The organism is Acinetobacter sp. TG2027, assembly GCF_000302435.1.
In the GTDB taxonomy this organism is placed as follows: domain Bacteria; phylum Pseudomonadota; class Gammaproteobacteria; order Pseudomonadales; family Moraxellaceae; genus Acinetobacter; species Acinetobacter pittii.
This window is the reverse complement of sequence record NZ_AMJN01000008.1, coordinates 81969-101630: the sequence shown is the minus strand read 5'-3', so window position 1 is coordinate 101630 and position 19662 is coordinate 81969. Positions and strand designations below refer to the sequence as shown.

Below are 19662 nucleotides of genomic sequence, written 5' to 3'. Positions count from 1 at the left end.
GCGGTGCAACCGAATATTTTTTCAAGACAGCCGCCATCTTTCCGCTCGTTCATTATTGCGGTCATTACATGTTTGGTTGTGCTGTTCTTTGATTGGCGCATGCCTTATGTAATTCAGCCAGCAAGGGATGTCTTGTACGCTGCATATAACCCAATTTATGCATTGGCGAGTTATCCGGTACTGTCGAGAGAATGGCTGAATCAACAAACAAAATCTGAAGCACAACTGCGTCGTGAAAATACCGCGATGCAGGCTGAGCTTTTACAAGCTCAAGTCCGCTTACAGAAGCTTTCTGAACTGTCAGCTGAAAATACCCGTTTACGAGGCCTTCTTGATACACCGTTAATTATTGATGGTCGTATGGAAATTGCCGAAGTGATTGGGACAGATGCAGATCCATTACGTCATATCATCATTATTAACCGAGGCTCTACGGATCATCTAAAGGTCGGTCAAACGGTTCTGGATGATAAGGGGATTATGGGGCAGATTATTAATGTATATCCTCATAGCTCACGTGTGATGTTGTTATCAGATAAAGAACATTCACTGTCGGTACGTCTTGAACGTACAGGAATGCGGGCGATTGTTTCTGGTACAGGTGATTTGGGCCGTTTAAAAATGGAATATGTCCCGACCAGTGCGAATATTCAGGTGGGTGATAAAGTGTTTAGCTCAGGCTTGGGTGAACATTTCCCAGCAGGTTACGCAGTGGGTACAGTTGCCAAAATAAAACGCCATAATTCAGGTGAGTTTGCTGAAATTGATGTAACACCATCAGCACAATTGGCAACAGGCCATCATGTAGTTGTACTTTTCTCTGAATCATTAGCGAAGGAGCAGCCATATGCCGATCGCTAAACTTAAACGAGAAAAGCGTAAAGATCCATTATGGGGAATTATTATCTCCGTTATTGTGGGTTCTGTACTCATGGTTTATCCGCTATCTTATGATATTTCAGGATGGCGGCCACTATTCATGTTGATGATCATGCTATTTTGGGTAGTATGTCAGCCAACATGGTGTGGGGTCTGGTTTGCATTTGGGATGGGGATTTTTACAGACTTACTGCTTGATGCGCCTTTAGGGCTCAATGCCTTAAGTTTTGTAATTGTGACTTTTCTTACCCGTTTTTTAATTCGGGAACGCCGTATTTTAACTTTTGTTAATTTATGGACGATAGCAACGCTGGTCATTATTGCCCATTTAGCATTTATGTGGGTAACACAGACGATGGGTGGAATTCATTTTTCGATTGCTAGACATTGGCAACCTTTGATGACAAGTATCATCACGTGGCCAGTCGTCTATTATTGTTTGGCAAAATGGCGCATATAGTTTTAGCATCTAGCTCTCCTCGTCGGAAGGAGCTGTTGCAACAGCTAGGCTTAGATTTTGAAATCTATAGTCCTGACATTGATGAGTCTGTTCATGAAAATGAGCTGGTTCATCATTATGTTGAACGGTTGGCTAGAGAAAAAGCTCAGACTGTATTGAAGCTTTTTCCAGAAGCAATTGTTATTGCTGCCGATACAAGTCTGGGACTTGATGGTCAAATTATTGGTAAGCCTGAATCGAAAAATCATGCCTTTGAAATCTGGAAACAATTATCTGGACGTTGGCATGATGTGTTTTCTGGACTGTGCGTTGCGACTCAACAACAGATGTTAAGTCAGGTAGTGCAAACACAAGTTGAGTTTCAGCGCCTGACTACACAGGATATGGAAGATTATTGGACCACGGGTGAGCCTGTTGGAAAAGCGGGTGGATATGCAATTCAAGGAATTGCCTCGCAATATATTCCCCAAATTCAAGGAAGTTATAGTAATGTGGTAGGACTTCCTTTATACGAATTTGCACAGTTATTCAAAAGAGTAAAGACATAAGGGGTTGTTATCATTCTTCATTGAATAGCATTGTCGATGAACACTAGACAACGTTAAAGTTAACAGCTTCTCTGACTCTTTAATAAAAATTTTATAATGCTTTGAGTTTATGTATGTCAGAAGAACTACTTATTAATGTCACGCCTATGGAGTGTCGGGTGGCATTAATCGAAAATGGAACTGTTAATGAACTGTATGTCGAGCGTACAGTTAAACGCGGTCTAGTCGGCAATATCTACAAGGGTAAAGTTGTACGAGTGCTTCCGGGCATGCAAGCTGCCTTTGTTGATATTGGTTTGTCTCGAACAGCCTTTTTACATATCAATGATATGGTTTGGCCTCGTTCGCAGCCTACCCCAAATGTCTTTGAGCTATTACATCCTGGGCAAACCCTTACTGTCCAAGTAATGAAAGATATGTTGGGCACAAAAGGTGCACGTCTAAGTACAGATCTTTCAATCCCTTCTCGCTATTTGGTTTTAATGCCATATGGCAACCATATTGGTGTTTCGCAGCGTATTGAGTCTGAAGAAGAGCGAGATCGTCTGCGTAATATTATTGAAGGTATTCAATCTGAGCATAATTTACCCGGTAGCGTGATTGTCCGTACAGCTGCAGAAGGTGTGGATGAGGCAGAAATTGCTCAGGACATGTGCTATCTGAGCAAATTGTGGGAGTACATTCAGCGTAAGCAGACTGACGTTGCTGTTCCTTCTTTAATTTTTGAAGAACTTCCATTACCTCAACGTATTATTCGTGACTTAGCAAGCGAAGAAACTGCAAAGATTTATGTAGATTCGCGAGAGATTCACGCAAAACTGCTTGAGTTTGTAGATGAGTTTGTCCCGAATATGAAGAGTCGCCTCATCCATTATCCGGGTGAGCGACCACTATTTGATCTTTATAATGTTGAAGAAGATATTCAAAAAGCCTTACAAACTCGCGTAGCTTTGAAATCGGGCGGTTATCTAATGATCGACCAGACTGAAGCCATGACAACAATTGACGTTAATACAGGTTCATATGTAGGTGGTCGTAGTCTTGAAGACACCGTTTTTAAAACCAATATGGAGGCGACTCAAGTTATCGCGCGTCAACTTAGACTGCGTAATTTGGGGGGGATTCTCATTATTGATTTTATTGACATGCAAGAAGCAACTCACCGTGAAGAGGTGATGCGTCAGTTTGAGAAAATGCTTGAGCGAGATCACGCGAAGACCAAAATTACTCAAGTGTCAGAACTTGGTCTGGTCGAAATGACGCGTAAAAGAACTCGTGAATCATTAGAACACTTGTTATGTGAATCATGTCCAACATGCCAAGGGCGGGGTTTTGTCAAAACAGCGGAGACAGTGTGTTACGAAATATTTCGTGAGATATTACGATATACCCGCGCATTTGAGTCAACGAGTGGCTTTACTGTTGTTGCCCATCCTTCTGTGATTGACCGATTATTAACAGCAGAAGCACCAGCAGTAGCCGATTTAGAGCATTTTATTAACCGTGTTATTAAATTTCAGGTCGAAAATTTATATACGCAAGAGCAATACGATATCATTTTAAGTTAAAGTTGTAACAAGATATCGCTTAATCCTTGTTACAACTGAAATTTTACTTTCATTCATGAATTTTAAATACTACTTACATACAGTAGCCCTAGACGTTCTCCCTATTAAACGTCTTAGCAAACAATAAGAGGTATAACCCATGAATGTAAGTGAAAACTTAATTAGCAACGGTCTTAAACATGTTTTAGAAAGCACGCCAGTAAATAGCTGCTATATGTTGAATGACCAAGGTAAAGAAGTACCGATTACAACTGCAATGATTCGTTCAGTATGTCATCAGTTGCTTAACCAGTGCCGCACAATCAAAAAATAAGGGGCCAATTCAAAGCCCCTTAATTTTCTAACTTGCTGAATGATGTTTCAGCTGTTTCTCTGCAATAATTTCTTCAAAACGTTGTATCTCATCTTCTAAATGAGTCAAAAGGTTTTGCATTTTCGGCAAAGCATTTCGACAAGCGGTTAATCCAACTTCAAGCTTATCTAAATAACTGGTCATGGTAATGTTTAGAGCTTGTCCATCCATGACAATTGAAGCAGGGTAGAGCGCATCTAATTTCGCGCCATTCCAATAAAGTGGCTCACGTGGTCCTGGTACATTAGAAATCACTAAATTGAACGCCTGACGCTTAGGAAGCATTCCTGACATGATGTTTAATCCTGCCGGACCATAAACAACTGCACTATAGTTTAAAATTTCATTCGCAGTCATACGGCTAAAGCGTTGCTTTGAATTTTGCATGCTGCGACGAATAATTTCTAGGCGTTCTAACGGTTGATCTTTATGCGTCCCTAAATTTGCCAAAATCATGGTAATTCGGTTACTCATGTCAGAATCATCTGTGCGTAATGAAGCTGGAACCATGGCAATAAGTGGCTTTTTAGGTAAGCTGTTTTGGCTAATCAAATATTCACGTAAAGCGCCTGAACATACAGCTAGGACAACATCATTAATCGTCACGCCTAATGCTTTTGAAATTTTTCTAAGGCGGCTTAATTCAAATGATTGGGCCGCAAAACGACGTGAAGCACTGACTCTTTGGTTCAAAATAGAAACTGGTGCCTGAAAAGTAGAAACATAATCAGGATTTTTACCCATTTCTTTAAATATAGTCTGAGATAGCTCGTGCATGACTTTTGGAGCTATGTCGAGTTGAGACTTAATACCGCCTAAAATACTTTTAATTTTACTAGTACTTGGAGTTGGTACTTTTAGACGCTTAGCTCTTTTGCTCTCAACACACCATAAAGGAACAACATGTTTCTCTTCCGGCGTTTTTGACAGAGATTTCTCGATCAAACGCATACCAGCAACACCATCTACCATTGCATGATGGATTTTAAAATACATGGCAAAACGATTGCCTTCGATTCCTTCAATAATGTCACAAGTCCAAAGTGGCTTTGCGCGATCAATTAGTGAGCTATGCTGCTGTGAAATATACACCAGAAGTTCACGAATACGGCCAGGATGAGGCAAAGCAATGTGGCGAAAGTGATGATCGATATCGAATTCTTCATCTTCATCCCAAAATAGACCACTTAAACGGTTATTGAAGGGAGGGATAGGAATGCTCTTTGAGCGTTTAATATCTTCTACTAAATCATGTACAAAGGTTTCTGGTGCATTTTCAGGAATTTCAAATAAAAATAATCCACCGACATGCATGGGTTGCTGTCTTTTTTCAAGTGACAGAAAAATGAAATCAATTGGATGTAATGGACGCATAAATCATTGTGCCTCATGCATTTTTCTAAGAAGCCCTTATATGAGCTCTTATTAGAATTATAGAACCGTAAAATTAAGTATATAGCGTTTAGAGTAGAGAAAATATGACTTTGTGTACGGAACATGACATAAAAAAAACCACTGATTTGCCAGTGGTTTTTTGATATCCAATTACTTTTTCATATTACCAGCGTGTAAGCCACACTCTTTTTGAGTGGCTTCTTCCCACCACCAGCGTCCTTCACGCTCATGTTGATTTGGTAATATAGGTCGCGTACATGGTTCACAGCCAATAGAAACAAAACCGCGCTCATGAAGAGGGTTATATGGAATTTCCATCATACGGATGTAGCTCCATACCTCAGCACTTGTCCAGTTCGCTAGAGGATTATATTTAATGAGTTGCTTACCTGGGCCAGAGAAACCTGCATCAGCTTGTACTACCGGAATTTCTGTACGTGTACCAGGGCTTTGATCTTTACGTTGACCCGTAATCCAGCCATCTAAAGTCGCAAGTTTTTTACGTAAAGGCTGAACTTTTCGAATACCGCAACATTCTTGATGCCCATCTGTAAAAAAGCTGAATAAACCTTTTTCGTTTACCATGTTTTGAACAGCTTCAGATTCAGGGAAACAAATTTCGATAGTGATATTGTAGTGTTTACGGACAGTTTCAATAAATTGATAAGTCTCAGCGTGGAGGCGGCCCGTGTCGAGACTAAAGACACGGAAAGGTTTGCCTAAGCGTGAAGCAATATCAATTAACACAACATCTTCTGCTCCCGAAAACGAAATTGCAATTTCACCTTGTTGGCTTAAGGCAAGTTCTAAAATTTCTCGAGGGCTTTTGGTTGCATATTCAGCAGCAAGAGCATCTACGATATCAATAGTCGGAATAACGGTCATGTGTGTTCCTGGCAAAAGGCTTGGGCGCATTGAGTTATGAAAAATATTCTAAAGGATAGTTGATAAAGTGCTTAGCACTTTAATTTCGATCCTTATGAATAAAATTGATTTGATCAATAACAACGCAAAACTGAAAATCTTAATGGTATGATACAGCAATTTTTAACCAACGTTGGAAGCATTCATGGAAATCGTATGCCTAGATCTTGAAGGGGTTTTAGTTCCTGAAATCTGGATCAATTTCGCTAAAAAAACAGGGATTAAAGAACTCGAAGCAACAACTCGTGATATTCCGGATTATGATGTTTTAATGACTCAGCGCCTTAATATCTTAAAACAACACGGTTTAGGCTTAAATGATATTCAAGAAGTCATTGCTGAGATGGGGCCATTACCGGGGGCAAAAGAGTTTGTTGAATGGGTGAGTACGCATTTCCAACTCGTGATCTTATCAGATACCTTCTATGAGTTTGCACATCCTTTAATGAAGCAATTAGGGTGGCCAACAATTTTCTGTCATAAGTTAGAGACAGATGAAGAAGGTATGATTACCGCTTATAAACTACGTCAACCCGATCAAAAACGTGAGTCTGTTAAAGCACTGCATGGCTTGAATTTCCGTGTAATCGCTGCAGGTGATTCGTATAACGATACAACCATGCTTGGTGAAGCGGACCATGGTTTCTTATTTGATGCGCCTGCAAATGTGATTGCTGAGTTTCCTCAGTTTCCAGCTATTCACGGATATGATGCATTAAAAGAAGCAATCCGTTCAGTTTCACAGCGTACAATCCCAGCTTAAGAATAAAGAAGGCGCTTTAAGCGCCTTCTTTATATAAATCAGTTTTAAAACTTAGAATTTATAACCAAGTTTTAAACCATAAGCGATGGCATTGTTGTCAGAGAAGTCTGCAACATATTGATCACTACCAGCTTGTGCGCCAGTTTGAGCTTTAGCATCACCCAACCAGAAGTATTTTACACCGCCAGCAAGGAAAGTTTGTGGAGTAGGGCTATATTGAAGACCTAAGCCTACGTTCCAGTAACCTTCAGTTGGGCCTAAGGTTGTTACAGGATTACCCGCGCCAGAGTCCCAGCCCACAGAAACGTTACCCGCCCACTTGTCACTAAGTTTACGGCCAACACCGGCATTAACAGACCATTGGTCATCAGAGTATTCAACTAAGTTAAAACCATTTGGACGCCCAACAAGCCCACCTACAGCTTCCGATACTTTGCCGAATTTATATGGTTGGATAGAGAAGTCTTTCCAGTTTACCCATCGTACATTCGCGAATGCCACTGTATTTGCCATGATACCTGTTTGGAAATCAAGGTTTACAGATTGAGGGGTAGTAATTGTAGTTTTGCCTTCTGAATTAATAGCTTGAAGCTTAGATGCAGGAACATCTAAACCAGCGAGCACAGAAGTAAGACCAGGGAAATTTAATAAAGATAAGTCTTCATTAATATTGGTTTTATGGTCGATTTCAGAACGATAAGTTAAAGATGCTTTAAGCGCAATTTCTGGAATTTGATAAGCTGCACCTGCTAACCAACCTACACCAGTAGTTTCTTTAATATTCGCATCATAACCATTGTAAAGGCTATAAGCTTGACCTCGAAGACTTACATTACCTTTAACTGTTTGTAATACTGGACCAGCATAGAAGTTAAAGTTTTGGTTTGGTTGGAAGCCAAAAACAAAAGATAAGTTTTGTGTATCTACCTCTACTTTAGTTCCGCCAGTACCTAAATAATTATTGGCTACAGCAAGAGCACCAGCAAGTTGTTGAAATTGAGGACTTGCTAAAACTTGGCCTTTTGCTATTGCTAAAGTTTGATCATTTACAGGCAATCCTTTAGCTTCTAAAGCTTCTTTTGCTTTTTTAGTAACAATCCCGTCAATTGCACCAGCTGATAAAACTGAGTCAGACCCTGGGTTTGAAACAAATGCATTATTACCTGAGTATTCAGCATCAGAACCAAATGGTTGGTCATAAAGTAAACCAAAAGAGAATTTATCGTTAAGTTGTAGTTTTAAGGCTGCGCTTGGGAAAAAATAATCATCAGCCATATCGCCAATGTTACGACTTGTTGTGCTTGATCCTGCTTCTTTACCTGCTACATCTGGGTCTAGAATAGAAATACCAGCTTCAAAGTAGTTACCAGGTTGTAAGAATGCAGACATTGACTGTCCAGAGCGATCCAATGCTGCTGCAAAAACCCCAGTTGCAGGCAGCGTTGCTAAAATCATTGCAGTGCTCAGATGTTTTAATTTCATTTTAATCTTTCCTTGAACTTCAAGACATTTTTTTAAAAGTAACAGAGTTAAACCGTTTAAACTGTGTTGCCTTCAAAGCTCCTAATTACAAGTAATAGAAGCTTTGATAACTCCATGTAACAAAAATAGCATAATTACAATAAGAGTAAATCTGTTATATGAACTGAGGAGTACTCACTTTTTATACAAATAATGCCAATAATGGATGAAATATGAAGGAATATTTGCGTTGTTAAATTAATTTAATTAATTGATATTTATATTTTTTATCTATTAGTGGTGGCCTTTGTTTTTATGACATTTTTGTCACAAATCCAAGAAAAATGGTCAAAGATTTTTTTGTAAAAATATGAATTAAGTGATTATGAAATGAGTATTGGTAGTCATTTTTAGTTGATAAGTCTAGTTTCTCTACACCTGTATATTATTGATTAAATTTTATATTATTCATTTTATGAAAAAGTTTACCTTAATTTTTTTACCATTTGATCTATTTTTTGAGCAAATTTGGATTCTATATTTGAAAGTTATGTGTAATAAAAAACCGAAAATAATGATCTAAATTCGGTTATTCAATTTTAAGAGCTAAAACAGAGTATTAGAGTGGATAGAGTTTTTCATCAAATTGCTCAAGTTTGGGAAATTTTAATGACTCGAGCTGGTCCAGATGAGTAAGGTAGATTACATAGTCTTCAAGAAGGGTTTGTCGTGCTTCTTGGCTAATATACGGCACATGATAAGCAATGAATGGAGGTAAGACTTCAAAACCAGCATATGCCAAAGTACCACGTTGAATCGGGGATAAATAATTTTCGATTGGTCCGTGAATTGAGTTTTCTCCAAACATGTGTGTTCTACCACCGAGTGTTAAACACAACATCGCTTTTTTTCCTGCCATGCCACCATGATTGTAAAACCGTTTACCCCCATAAAAAAGTCCAGATACAAACACACGATCAATCCAGCCCTTTAAAATTGCTGGAACAGATGTCCAATAAAGTGGGAAATTTAAAATGACGAGATCAGCTTTTTTTATCTTTTCAATTTCTGCTTGAATATCTGGAGCTAGAAGCTGATTTTTGCTGGCATTTCTTTGTTCAAGTGCATAGTTAAAATAATCAGGTTGGTTAAGCTCTAAAAAATCTTCTTTGGATGCAACCGGGTTAAATTGCATCGCATATAAATCTGAAATTTCTACGCTGTGCCCCAATTCTTCTAAGGTTTGCTTAGCTGTACTTTTTAGAGCAGTGGTGAAAGACTGGGGTTCTGGATGAGCATGGACAATCAGAATGTTCATAGGGGAGGACCTGTATTCTTTTTTAGAAATTGTGCTGTCTAGTGCAATTCAGCGGATTTTGTTTTGAATAACTATGCATCAATTTAAAAGCATGGCATAGTTCATGAACTGACAGTTTTTACCATTTCGCGCCATTTTATTTTGCTCATATGGGTTGCTCATGAATCCAGAATTACCCGGAACTTATATTAATTTAATCGTCGAGACTGTTAAGCGGTGGGGTGTCTCTGGTGAGCAGCTTTTAAATGGAAGCGGAATAACTTTAGACCAATTAGAAAAGCCTTACTGGTATGTTGAATTCAACATCTTAAATCAGCTTATTGAACGGGCGATCGAGTTATGCAAAGAGCCAGCACTAGCAGGGTATTTAGCTTTAAGCATGACGGCTTCATGTTATGGTTCAGTCGGAATGGCTGCCATAGTTTCTCCAAATTTAGGAGAAGCACTGAAAATACTTGAACAATTCATTGGTTCACGTTGTAAGGTTTTTAAACCGGAATTAAAACAAGAAAATAATGATGCATATTGGTCAATTCATCAGCCTGTCAATGCATTTCAGCTGAGCCCAAATGCCAACATTTTTTTGTTAGTCGGTTTTGTTCAAATTGCCAAAAAATTAACAGGGCTTTCTCATTTGGGAAAAGTTGAATTACCAATGCCAGAGCCGATAGGTTTTGGCCAAATCAGTCATCAACTGGCTGTAACTTGTTTATTTAACCAAAAGCGTAATCGTTGGATATTTCCAAAAGAGTATTTAGCACAACCTGTATTAACGGCAGACCCAATGCTAGCGCCGTTATTAAATGCGCAATGTAAGCGGGATATAGAGAAATTAAACTTAAAAAGTGGTTGGAAAGGCCAGGTCAAACAAGTTGCCGAAAAATTGCTTTTAAATGGGAATATTAACGCATTAAAAGTTGGGCAAGTGGCTCATATCATGAATATGTCAGAGCGAACTTTGCAACGCTATTTAGCTCTTGATGATACTAGCTTTACGCTCTTGGTAGACTCACTGAAAAAGGAGTATGCCCAGAAACTTTTAACTCAAAATAATATGTCGGTTGAAAAAGTGGCTTTAATGCTAGGTTATGCCGAGACTTCTCACTTCACTCGTGCGTTTAAGCGCTGGATGGGAGTGACGCCTAAATATTTCCAAACCAAACATAAGATGGATGATTTAAGTTAAAAGGCCACAAATTTAATTTCATGGCCTTTCATTTATGATTTGAGTCAATTAATTAGATTGTTCTGGCTTAGATGAGAGTGAATCAATCACTTCAAAATAGCTAGGTGGTGCTGGAACATGGCCGCGCGCTCTCAATAGACGATGCATACGCGGCAGTTTGAAGTAGGGCACCGAAGCCATTAAATGGTGTTCCATGTGGTAATTGACATGAATAGGCGCCACAAAACTTCTAGCAATCCAACCTGCACGTGTTGTTCGTGTATTGGTTAAAGCCGTATTACTCGTTTGCATACCTGCATGTTCGGCCATTGAGCGAATTCTTAAAAATAATGGAAACGGTGTTAAATAAGCTAGGGGCCATAACCAATAAAACCGTTGTTGACCAAAAGCTTTTAAAACACCATAAAGAGCTACATTGGTTGCAATGGCACCACTACTGTTTTTTATAAGACTTTTGGCATAGTCAACGAAATCTTTATTGCTTCGATCTAACCAGACCTGATCATTGGCAACAGTCCATTTCATTAGATCTAGATCCATTAACACTCGACCAAAGCTAAACTTTAATCCTGTCATACCTGTTAAGTCGCGTAAAAATTTACGAGTAAGCGATTTTTTATTTACAGGAAAACCAGAAACTAACGAAAGATCGGGGTCATCTGGAGTAGAGGTTTTTGCATGATGACGGACATGATGTACGCGGTATTTTTGTAAATCATTCCAGATTGGACGGGCGCATAGCCATTCACCTACAAAGTCATTTATTTTCTTATTTTTGAACAAGCTTTTATGAGATGCATCATGCATCAAAATTGCAAGGCATAACTGGCGACCCGCCAATATGGCCAAAGCTAGCATACAAGCAAGTAATTTGCCCCAGCTAGGTAAGTAATCCCACATCATGATTAAGCTTGCAAATGTTCCGCCAATAACAGCCCACGTACTTGCAACAGCCCAAGCACCGTATATGTCTGAGGGTTGTGTGAGTTCTTGTATTTCTTCTCTGCTAAATAGATCGGTCACACTCACTTGTGCATTCATTTTTATTCTCCCAATCAGATTTTGGTATCCATATCTTATATTACAAATATAATCATAAAATTTTAAAAAGTGAAATATTTGTTTGTAAAAAAATAAATCGCCCTTTAGTGGGCTAATTCATTTTCATAAAGTTTCTGCCATAGCTTTTGTCCAATCGAATCGAGCTGTTGTACATTTTGAGCAAACTGATTGCGGGCATGTTCATCAACAAATGGAGAAGGCAGTAGAGGATCATTCATGAGTAAGGTAATTGTTTCACGTCCTAATAACAAAGCTTGGGTAGCAGCCTCATTTAAGGATAGATTTTTATAGTTCAAAAGCCATTCTTGAATATCTTGACTATACATTTCATAGTTCTTTTCAAGCTGTTTGGTATCCCACAAAGAAGGAATTAACGAAACTGTTTTTGCGTCAAATTTTTGAATAATAGAAATTTTAGCTTCATTTTCAAGACCCGCTAAAATGAGCTCTTCACATGTTTTTTCAAAGCTATACGCTAAATTATCTGGACGTATATAAATTCCAGTTTCGAGTTCTCTAAAACCAAATTGACGTAAAGCGTGTTCTCTCTTTTTTAAAGCGGTTCGATCAATACGACCTAATGTCCCCGTAAATACTGCCAGATAGTGTTGTTGCCATTCTTTAGTCTGCTTAATGCCATTTTTACGATTCAAAATGACTTTTGCCCATTCTTTGGTTGATGGCGAAAGTTGATAAATACCGCGTTCTACACTTTCTATCATGCCTTCATTTAATAGCCGAGTCGTAGCCACACGTATACCGTTGTCACTCATATTAAAAAGTTTAGCAGCAATTAATATTTGTCTAATCGTGAGCTGAGGGTAAGCAGAGGAAAGAAATAAATCGATAATGAGATGGCGTGCATTAATTTTGGTATTTTTCATTCAGATTGAATTTTTGAGATGACCTGCATTTGATCAGAATAATATCATGTTTTTTTAAGGACTTTTTAAGATCATTTTGTAGAGTAAGTAAAGGTAAAAAGCTTTGTCTATAACAAGAAAAACTTTGGCAGTTCTTAACCAAGTTTTATCTTTTTACGATAGTTAACCCAAGTTTGTCATCATGATGTGATACATTATCGCACTTTAAATAAACTGCCTTTAACTAGGGGCAATAACCACAAACGTTAGAAATGATCTGATATTGAACTTGTGTTAAGTCTAATTTGGGACTTACCAATTTCGATAAAACAAATTTTAGGTCGTTCTAATGATTAACTTTCTTTGAGCAAGTTATGGAAAATTTTGAAGTTATAAAAGCACTGTTTTTAGGCTTTGTCGAAGGCTTAACTGAATTTTTACCCATCTCGAGTACAGGCCATTTAATTTTATTTGGTCATATTATCGATTTCCACTCAGACGGCGGTCGTGTATTTGAGGTCGTAATCCAGTTAGGTGCTATTTTGGCAGTGTGCTGGTTATACCGACAAAAAATTATTAACTTGATTAAGGGATTTTTTAGCGGTGATGTGGAGTCACGTCATTTTGCGATCAGTGTGCTTATTGCATTCTTTCCAGCAGTCATTATTGGTGTTCTAGCTGTCGACTTTATTAAAAGTGTTCTATTTAGCCCAATTGTGGTTGCGATTGCTTTGATTGTCGGTGCTCTTATTATTTTCTGGGTGGAATCTAGACAGTTTGAACATAAGACACTCGATGCGACTAAAATTACTTTTAAACAAGCGCTTTTAGTAGGTCTTGCTCAGTGTGTGGCGATGATTCCGGGAACTTCACGTTCAGGCGCAACAATTGTAGGCGGAATGTTTGCAGGTTTATCACGTAAAGCTGCTACAGAATTTTCTTTCTTCCTTGCTATGCCGACCATGTTGGGGGCTGCGACTTTTGACTTGATTAAAAATGCTGACGTACTTACCTCAGACAATATGGTTAATATTGGGGTAGGTTTCGTTGCTGCTTTTATTGCTGCGCTGTTTGTTGTAAAAGCATTGGTACTGTTTGTAGAACGTCACACGTTACGTGTATTTGCTTGGTACCGAATTGCACTCGGTGTAATCATTTTGATTGCAGCAATGTTCTTTAATTTATCGGCTTAAATAGCCTAATAAAGTGAAAAACCTAGAATGCTCTAGGTTTTTTTATGCCTAAAAATTGATTTGAATTGCCTATTTATACAAAGTAAACGTAAGACAGATGTTTTCATTTTAGGTTCATTGTTATATTGATTATTAGATTACCTCTCACAATAAAACTATGCCGCAAAATCATCTTACAGAACATTTGGTCGATGCATTTTTGCACTTGGCTCCAGCAGAAGGCCTCTATCCTACTTTTATTTCTAACATCACCTTAATGCGGGTAGATCATTCCACACCACCTGTTGCCGTGCTGCAAGAACCCTCAATTGTTTTAGTGATACAGGGGTTAAAGCGTGGATATATTGGTAAAGAAATCTTTCAGTTTCAACAAGGTCAGTGTTTATTTATCTCAATTGCAATACCGTTTGATTGCGATACTGTGGTTGAAAATAATGAACCAATGCTAGCGATAGCCATAAAATTTGAACCACAAATGATGACTGATCTCATTACTAAAATGGATAAACAGCAACAAGTGGTTACTGAAGATGCTCATTCAGAAGATTTAAAATTAAGCTGCGGGCTTAGAGTGATTGACATGAATGAGACTATTTCAGAGGTTGCTTTCAGATTACTCAATTTACTTCGTTCTAAACAAGATACTTTTATATTGGGTGAGCAAGTTAAAAGAGAATTGGTTTATCGTGTGGTGCAGGCTTCAGGTAACAGTCTAGTCGAAAGCTTATCTGCTATGGCAAGTCGAAATGGCGTGATTTACACCATTTGTGAAATTATTCAGCGTGATTATTATCATAACTTAACGGTTCAAGAGTTGGCGAAACAAGCAGGCATGAGCATCTCGCTTTTTCATCAAACTTTTAAAAAGGTGACGAATTATTCGCCCTTACAGTACATCAAAATTACTCGGTTACATAAGGCACGTGAGTTAATCATGAATAATAAAATGGGTGTAGCAGAAGCAGCCTATGAAGTTGGTTATGTCAGTGCTTCTCAATTTAGCCGAGAATTTAAGCGACTGTTTGGCGTTCCACCCAAGTCCTCAATTATTTAACGTAGATTAGTATTTTTAGATATAAATCAAACATGGAGCATTTTATGACCCTTCCAACAACCATGAAAATTATTGAAATTACGGCTCCGGGTGGACCTGAGGTTCTAAAAGTTCAAGATGCTAATATTCCAGAACCTCAAGCAGATGAAGTCTTAATTGAGGTAAAGGCTGCAGGAATTAACCGCCCTGATGTATTGCAGCGTATGGGATTATATCCAATGCCTAAAGGTGTTACTCAAATACCCGGACTTGAAGTCGCTGGTGTCGTGGTTGCTGTAGGTGAACAAGTCGATCAATTCAAGGTTGGAGATAAAGTTTGCGCCCTAACAAATGGCGGTGGTTATGCTGAGTACTGTGCGGTAACAGCAACTCAAGTATTACCAATTCCTGAAAATTTATCTTTTACACAAGCTGCTGCGATTCCGGAAACATTTTTTACGGTTTGGGCAAACCTATTTGATATTGGCCGTTTAAAGAAACATGAAACTGCATTGATTCACGGTGGGGCAAGTGGTATTGGAACCACAGCTTTAGCGATTTGCCAAGCTTTAGGGATTAAAACTTTTGCTACGGTTGGTAGTGAAGATAAAATTAAAGCACTCTCTAGTTTCACCACAGCAATTAACTATAAAACCCAAGATTTTGAGCAGGAAGTTTTGAAGCACACTCAAGATCAAGGTGTTGATGTCATTTTAGATATTGTAGGTGGTTCTTATTTCACGAAAAACCTAAATCTATTAAAACGTGATGGCCGATTGGTCATTATTGGTTTTATGGGGGGACGAATCGCAAAAGAATTTGATTTACAAAAACTGATTTTAAAACGTGCCACAATTACGGGTTCAACGATGCGAGCACGTAATAGCCAAGAAAAAGCACAAATTGCCCAATCTTTGAATGAGCATGTGTGGCCATTATTGGCTCAAGGTAAATGTTTACCGCAAATCTATAAATCGTATGCTTTTTCAGATGTACAAAGTGCTCACGCATGTATGGAACAAGGTGATCATATTGGAAAGATCGTTTTAGAAATGAATGCGTAACGCTGTAATCATTGAAGTTTGGGCGAACGACAGGTTCGCCTAAACTGAATTTTATAATTCTAGATTCTGCCTATTTCTCTATAAAAATTGCCAAATTCTATTGGCAGATTGCACCACTTCTATAACTTCACCTATAAATTGAGTAAGAAATAACAATTGGTTTTTACCTTATTTCTTTCCATACTGATGAAAAAGGATAGTAACAATGAATACTGCAAATATTGATGATAAAAATCCTACTCCAGATTTGGCTGAAGATAATGCCTTTTTCCCATCACCTTATTCACTGAGTCAATATACTGCTCCTAAAACCGATTACGATGGTACGACTTATTCAACGCCGTATACAGGCAATAAAAAGGTCTTAATGATTGCAACTGATGAACGTTACATCCAGATGCAAAACGGTAAGTTCTTTTCAACAGGTAACCATCCTGTAGAAATGCTTTTACCGATGTTTCATTTAGATAATGCAGGCTTCGAAATTGATATTGCGACACTTTCAGGAAATCCAGCCAAACTTGAAATGTGGGCAATGCCAAAGCAAGAACAAGTGGTGTTAGATACCTTTCAGAAATATGCAGATAAATTAAAAAATCCGCTAAAACTAGCTGACATTTTAGAAAATGCAGTTGGTGAAAACTCACCCTATGCGGCTGTATTTATTCCGGGTGGGCATGGCATATTAGCTAAAATTCCACATAGTCTTGAGGTAAACAAAGTTCTTAAATGGGCGGTTGAACAAGATAAATTTATTATTACGTTATGCCATGGTCCAGCCTCATTACTGGCTGCGGCAGTTAATGAACAGCCAGAAAACTATATTTTTAAAGGCTATCAAATTTGTGTATTCCCTGATTCATTAGATAAAGGAGCAAATATTGATATTGGTTATATGCCTGGAGCTTTACCTTGGTTAGTGGGTGAAAATCTTGAAAAACTCGGTGTAGAAATTTTAAATAAGGGCATTACAGGTCAATGTCATAGAGACCGTAAATTGCTAACTGGTGATAGTCCGCTTGCTTCTAATAATTTAGGGAAACTTGCAGCTGAAACATTGTTGGCTGAAGTGAAGGATTAAGTGAAGAAATATGTACGCCCTGCGGGACTCGAACCCACGTCGGTCGCTTAGGAGGCAACTGCTCTATCCAGTTAAGCTAAGGGCGCATAATTTTATGATTATAAACAAAAAAGCTATTGCGAAGGCAATGGCTTTTTTACGTTTTAGTTATTAAAAATTTTGCCAGAGTGGCCAATAAAGATAAAGTTGAACCATTCAACGGTTTCAAACACTTATATCTGTAGAAAAACAGTTTATAAAGCTAAAAAATCACAAAAACTTCATGTTGATCTTTCTATGATCTGAAGCAAAACACGAAAAGGTTTAAGACAAGCAATTGAGTAGATGAAACTGTTCCCGAAAGGTTGTTTGTTAAAAATCAGATTTAGCTACCTATAATTCAAAAGGGCATAGCATGAAAAAAATTGATGAACAGGACTTATCTAGAATTATTGAAATGGCATGGGAAGATCGAACCCCATTTGAAGCAATTGAGCGAGAATATGGCTTAAGTGAAAGCGAAGTGATTCGTTTAATGAGATATAACCTGAAAACCAATAGTTTTAAACTTTGGCGTAAACGTATGGCAGGGCGTAAAACTAAACATCAACAATTACGTTCACCAGCCGTTGAACGAGCTTACTGCTCTCGTCAGTATAAATATGCTTAACATCATCATATATAACCAATTGAAATACATCTGATTCAACAATGAAGAGTCGTGTTGAATCAGTTAAAATAATCTGGTGAAATATTTACTTATTTGAACGGGCTTGTCTTTTACATCTTTCAGAGCAATATTTTACTTCTTCCCAGCAACGTTCCCATTTTTTTCGCCAGTCAAAAGGGCGTTGGCAATAGACACATATTTTCTGGGGTAGATGCTGTTTTTTCATGATATTAAAGCTCATCAAGTTGATGAATAAGTAACTTTGCATGCTTCATGACAGAAGCTTTATCTTTCATACGATCAAGGTTTTTATAAATCATCGACATTCTGGGATTCTGACGAAATATGGCCTCATGCTGGCTCATAAAATACCAATACAAACTGTTAAATGGACAACTGTCTGGTTCAGTTTTGGTTTTGACGTTATATGTACACTGCTGACAATAATTTGACATTTTATGTATGTAATTACCTGATGCAGCATAGGGTTTACTTGCCATGGTGCCGCCATCTGCATACATTGCCATACCTAATGTATTCGGTAACTCAACCCATTCATAAGCATCTACATAGACAGCTAAATACCATTCGCAAATTTCTGATGGGTTTACACCTGCTAAAAGCGCAAAGTTGCCTGTAATCATTAAACGCTGAATATGGTGAGCATATCCATGTGCAAAGGTATTTCTGAAACACTCGGCCATACATGCCATTTTTGTATTACCCGTCCAGTAATATTGTGGCAGCGGCGTGCTGGCTTGAAGGGTATTTTGATCGCTATAGTCAGGCATACACAACCAATAGATTCCACGCACATATTCCCGCCACCCTAATATCTGCCGAATAAATCCTTCTACTGCATTTAAGGGAACCTGTCCGTTGTAATAAGCTGTTTGGGCAGCGTCACACACTTCTTTTGGCAATAACAATCCACAATTTAAATAAGGCGAGAGCAGACTATGAAACATAAAATCTGAACCATAAACCATGGCATCTTGATAATCGCCAAAGTGGGGTAGGTTGTTAGAAATAAAATGATCTAGAGCAAGTAGGGCATTTTGACGGGTTGTTGCCCATTGAAAGGAGTTGATATTGCCGATATGTTGAGAAAATTCTTTCTTGACCAGTTGAATAACATCTATATCAATTTGATCATGCTCAAAGGTTAATTTTGGTGGCAAAGGTGGATTGCCTGACCAAGCTTTTCGATTGGCTTGATCAAAGTTCCATTGCCCGCCAACGGGTTGTTGGTCATGCATTAAATAATGAGTTTGCTTGCGCATTTCTCGGTAAAAGTATTCCATTCTTAGTGTTTTATATTTGTTTGCCCATTGCTTGAATTGTTCTACGGTACAAAAGAATCGATCATCTTCTAAACAAATAACAGGTAGTTTTAGCTTGTTAGCCCATGAAGTTTCGATTTCATGTTGTAAGCGATACTCACCACATTGGGTAATGACGAGAGTATTCGCCGAGAAGTGTTGCTGCTGCAAAGCAATAAAGTCGACTAACTTTTTTATATGACTTTCGCGCTTAAATGTGTGATAACGGATTTTCCAGCCCTGTGCTTTTAATTCTTTTGCAAAGTGACGCATTGCACTAAAAATCAGTGCTATTTTTTGTGGATGATGAGCAACATAAGACGTTTCCTCAAGCACTTCAGCCATCAAAATAACGTCTTCATTACGGTTTAAATACTTGAGCGTTGCGAGTTGGTGATTTAATTGATCACCCAGAATTAAACCAAATCGCATATTTTTGCTTCATGAGATGGAACTAAAACTAGTTTAAGTTTTCAGAGATCAATTTTATGTGAAGCAGAGCTTCTAAGTTCATCACTGGTCAGTTAGCTATAAAGTCATA

The 19662-nt window shown here is 38.2% G+C and carries 20 protein-coding genes and 1 tRNA gene; 12 read left to right on the top strand and 9 right to left on the bottom strand.

Annotation, left to right across the window (positions count from 1 at the left end; genetic code table 11):
- Window positions 1-3 precede the first annotated feature (3 nt).
- From mreC to B806_RS0103510, 5 genes are all read left to right on the top strand, one after another.
- A complete protein-coding gene (gene mreC, locus B806_RS0103530; RefSeq protein ID WP_002116449.1) occupies window positions 4-861 on the top strand; it encodes a rod shape-determining protein MreC in 858 nt (285 codons plus the stop codon).
- A complete protein-coding gene (gene mreD / locus B806_RS0103525) occupies window positions 848-1339 on the top strand; it encodes a rod shape-determining protein MreD (RefSeq protein WP_017385922.1) in 492 nt (163 codons plus the stop codon). Before mreC ends, mreD begins: the two co-directional genes overlap by 14 nt.
- Entirely contained in the window at window positions 1327-1887 is a 561-nt protein-coding gene (locus B806_RS0103520; protein ID WP_025465969.1) for a Maf-like protein, read from the top strand. Before mreD ends, B806_RS0103520 begins: the two co-directional genes overlap by 13 nt.
- Before the next feature lie 113 nt (window positions 1888-2000).
- The gene (gene rng / locus B806_RS0103515) at window positions 2001-3455 is read left to right on the top strand and encodes a ribonuclease G (protein WP_005064412.1); all 1455 of its coding nucleotides are present in this window, start codon (window positions 2001-2003) and stop codon (window positions 3453-3455) included.
- A gap of 139 nt (window positions 3456-3594) precedes the next feature.
- Window positions 3595-3768 (top strand): PA1571 family protein, encoded by a 174-nt coding sequence (locus B806_RS0103510; RefSeq protein WP_002116397.1) that lies wholly within the window; start codon window positions 3595-3597, stop codon window positions 3766-3768.
- A 27-nt stretch (window positions 3769-3795) separates the two neighbouring features.
- Here B806_RS0103510 and B806_RS0103505 read toward each other — a convergent pair whose 3' ends face one another.
- Window positions 3796-5181 carry a wax ester/triacylglycerol synthase family O-acyltransferase gene (locus B806_RS0103505; protein WP_005064414.1) on the bottom strand — a complete coding sequence of 462 codons (1386 nt, stop codon included), beginning with the start codon at window positions 5179-5181 and terminating at the stop codon, window positions 3796-3798.
- A gap of 171 nt (window positions 5182-5352) precedes the next feature.
- Window positions 5353-6087, bottom strand: coding sequence for a phosphoadenylyl-sulfate reductase (locus tag B806_RS0103500; protein ID WP_017402627.1), 735 nt, complete (start codon window positions 6085-6087; stop codon window positions 5353-5355).
- A gap of 184 nt (window positions 6088-6271) precedes the next feature.
- Between B806_RS0103500 and thrH the strand changes: the two genes are divergently transcribed.
- Entirely contained in the window at window positions 6272-6889 is a 618-nt protein-coding gene (thrH, locus tag B806_RS0103495; protein ID WP_002116438.1) for a bifunctional phosphoserine phosphatase/homoserine phosphotransferase ThrH, read from the top strand.
- Between the two features lie 51 nt (window positions 6890-6940).
- On the opposite strand, the gene B806_RS0103490 is transcribed toward thrH, so the two are convergent.
- Together B806_RS0103490 and B806_RS0103485 are read right to left on the bottom strand one after the other, a co-directional pair.
- The gene (locus tag B806_RS0103490) at window positions 6941-8371 is read right to left on the bottom strand and encodes an outer membrane protein transport protein (protein ID WP_014207529.1); all 1431 of its coding nucleotides are present in this window, start codon (window positions 8369-8371) and stop codon (window positions 6941-6943) included.
- A gap of 598 nt (window positions 8372-8969) precedes the next feature.
- Window positions 8970-9668, bottom strand: coding sequence for an NAD(P)H-dependent oxidoreductase (locus B806_RS0103485; protein WP_017402626.1), 699 nt, complete (start codon window positions 9666-9668; stop codon window positions 8970-8972).
- A gap of 160 nt (window positions 9669-9828) precedes the next feature.
- Between B806_RS0103485 and B806_RS0103480 the strand changes: the two genes are divergently transcribed.
- Entirely contained in the window at window positions 9829-10854 is a 1026-nt protein-coding gene (locus B806_RS0103480) for an AraC family transcriptional regulator (protein ID WP_017402625.1), read from the top strand.
- 48 nt (window positions 10855-10902) lie between these two features.
- Here B806_RS0103480 and B806_RS0103475 read toward each other — a convergent pair whose 3' ends face one another.
- Complete coding sequence (locus B806_RS0103475) at window positions 10903-11895, bottom strand: fatty acid desaturase family protein (protein ID WP_017402624.1); 993 nt, start codon at window positions 11893-11895, stop codon at window positions 10903-10905.
- A 104-nt stretch (window positions 11896-11999) separates the two neighbouring features.
- The gene (locus B806_RS0103470) at window positions 12000-12800 is read right to left on the bottom strand and encodes a PaaX family transcriptional regulator C-terminal domain-containing protein (RefSeq protein WP_017402623.1); all 801 of its coding nucleotides are present in this window, start codon (window positions 12798-12800) and stop codon (window positions 12000-12002) included.
- Between the two features lie 353 nt (window positions 12801-13153).
- On the opposite strand from B806_RS0103470, the gene B806_RS0103465 reads away from it, so the two are divergent.
- The 4 genes from B806_RS0103465 to hchA all read left to right on the top strand — a co-directional run bounded on the left by B806_RS0103465 (window position 13154) and on the right by hchA (window position 17150).
- The gene (locus B806_RS0103465; RefSeq protein WP_017402622.1) at window positions 13154-13972 is read left to right on the top strand and encodes an undecaprenyl-diphosphate phosphatase; all 819 of its coding nucleotides are present in this window, start codon (window positions 13154-13156) and stop codon (window positions 13970-13972) included.
- 157 nt (window positions 13973-14129) lie between these two features.
- Window positions 14130-15026, top strand: coding sequence for an AraC family transcriptional regulator (locus B806_RS0103460; protein WP_017402621.1), 897 nt, complete (start codon window positions 14130-14132; stop codon window positions 15024-15026).
- Window positions 15027-15058: 32 nt separating this feature from the next.
- On the top strand, window positions 15059-16069 hold the full coding sequence (locus tag B806_RS0103455; protein WP_079381155.1) for an NAD(P)H-quinone oxidoreductase: 1011 nt from the start codon (window positions 15059-15061) through the stop codon (window positions 16067-16069).
- Window positions 16070-16274: 205 nt separating this feature from the next.
- Complete coding sequence (gene hchA / locus B806_RS0103450; protein WP_017385912.1) at window positions 16275-17150, top strand: glyoxalase III HchA; 876 nt, start codon at window positions 16275-16277, stop codon at window positions 17148-17150.
- 13 nt (window positions 17151-17163) lie between these two features.
- On the opposite strand, the gene B806_RS0103445 is transcribed toward hchA, so the two are convergent.
- Window positions 17164-17236: transfer RNA gene (locus B806_RS0103445), tRNA-Arg, on the bottom strand.
- A gap of 308 nt (window positions 17237-17544) precedes the next feature.
- On the opposite strand from B806_RS0103445, the gene B806_RS0103440 reads away from it, so the two are divergent.
- Window positions 17545-17799, top strand: a complete 255-nt coding sequence (locus tag B806_RS0103440) for a TIGR03643 family protein (protein WP_017386291.1) — start codon at window positions 17545-17547, stop codon at window positions 17797-17799.
- An 85-nt stretch (window positions 17800-17884) separates the two neighbouring features.
- Here B806_RS0103440 and B806_RS19150 read toward each other — a convergent pair whose 3' ends face one another.
- On the bottom strand, window positions 17885-18025 hold the full coding sequence (locus tag B806_RS19150) for a DUF2256 domain-containing protein (protein ID WP_077162469.1): 141 nt from the start codon (window positions 18023-18025) through the stop codon (window positions 17885-17887).
- A gap of 4 nt (window positions 18026-18029) precedes the next feature.
- Window positions 18030-19553: a cryptochrome/photolyase family protein gene (locus B806_RS0103435; RefSeq protein ID WP_017386292.1), complete on the bottom strand. Its 1524-nt coding sequence runs from the start codon at window positions 19551-19553 to the stop codon at window positions 18030-18032.
- Window positions 19554-19662 lie beyond the last annotated feature (109 nt).

Excerpts from the sequence above, each read along its gene's own strand:
- B806_RS0103520 (WP_025465969.1), top strand. The coding sequence starts at position 1,327 with ATGGCGCATATAGTTTTAGCATCTAGCTCTCCTCGTCGGAAGGAGCTG.
- mreD (WP_017385922.1), top strand. The coding sequence starts at position 848 with ATGCCGATCGCTAAACTTAAACGAGAAAAGCGTAAAGATCCATTATGG.
- B806_RS19150 (WP_077162469.1), bottom strand. The coding sequence starts at position 18,025 with ATGAAAAAACAGCATCTACCCCAGAAAATATGTGTCTATTGCCAACGC.
- rng (WP_005064412.1), top strand. The coding sequence starts at position 2,001 with ATGTCAGAAGAACTACTTATTAATGTCACGCCTATGGAGTGTCGGGTG.
- B806_RS0103440 (WP_017386291.1), top strand. The coding sequence starts at position 17,545 with ATGAAAAAAATTGATGAACAGGACTTATCTAGAATTATTGAAATGGCA.
- B806_RS0103510 (WP_002116397.1), top strand. The coding sequence starts at position 3,595 with ATGAATGTAAGTGAAAACTTAATTAGCAACGGTCTTAAACATGTTTTA.
- B806_RS0103500 (WP_017402627.1), bottom strand. The coding sequence starts at position 6,087 with ATGACCGTTATTCCGACTATTGATATCGTAGATGCTCTTGCTGCTGAA.
- B806_RS0103485 (WP_017402626.1), bottom strand. The coding sequence starts at position 9,668 with ATGAACATTCTGATTGTCCATGCTCATCCAGAACCCCAGTCTTTCACC.
- B806_RS0103435 (WP_017386292.1), bottom strand. The coding sequence starts at position 19,553 with ATGCGATTTGGTTTAATTCTGGGTGATCAATTAAATCACCAACTCGCA.
- thrH (WP_002116438.1), top strand. The coding sequence starts at position 6,272 with ATGGAAATCGTATGCCTAGATCTTGAAGGGGTTTTAGTTCCTGAAATC.
- B806_RS0103475 (WP_017402624.1), bottom strand. The coding sequence starts at position 11,895 with ATGAATGCACAAGTGAGTGTGACCGATCTATTTAGCAGAGAAGAAATA.
- B806_RS0103465 (WP_017402622.1), top strand. The coding sequence starts at position 13,154 with ATGGAAAATTTTGAAGTTATAAAAGCACTGTTTTTAGGCTTTGTCGAA.
- B806_RS0103480 (WP_017402625.1), top strand. The coding sequence starts at position 9,829 with ATGAATCCAGAATTACCCGGAACTTATATTAATTTAATCGTCGAGACT.
- B806_RS0103460 (WP_017402621.1), top strand. The coding sequence starts at position 14,130 with ATGCCGCAAAATCATCTTACAGAACATTTGGTCGATGCATTTTTGCAC.
- B806_RS0103490 (WP_014207529.1), bottom strand. The coding sequence starts at position 8,371 with ATGAAATTAAAACATCTGAGCACTGCAATGATTTTAGCAACGCTGCCT.
- B806_RS0103505 (WP_005064414.1), bottom strand. The coding sequence starts at position 5,181 with ATGCGTCCATTACATCCAATTGATTTCATTTTTCTGTCACTTGAAAAA.
- B806_RS0103470 (WP_017402623.1), bottom strand. The coding sequence starts at position 12,800 with ATGAAAAATACCAAAATTAATGCACGCCATCTCATTATCGATTTATTT.
- hchA (WP_017385912.1), top strand. The coding sequence starts at position 16,275 with ATGAATACTGCAAATATTGATGATAAAAATCCTACTCCAGATTTGGCT.
- B806_RS0103455 (WP_079381155.1), top strand. The coding sequence starts at position 15,059 with ATGGAGCATTTTATGACCCTTCCAACAACCATGAAAATTATTGAAATT.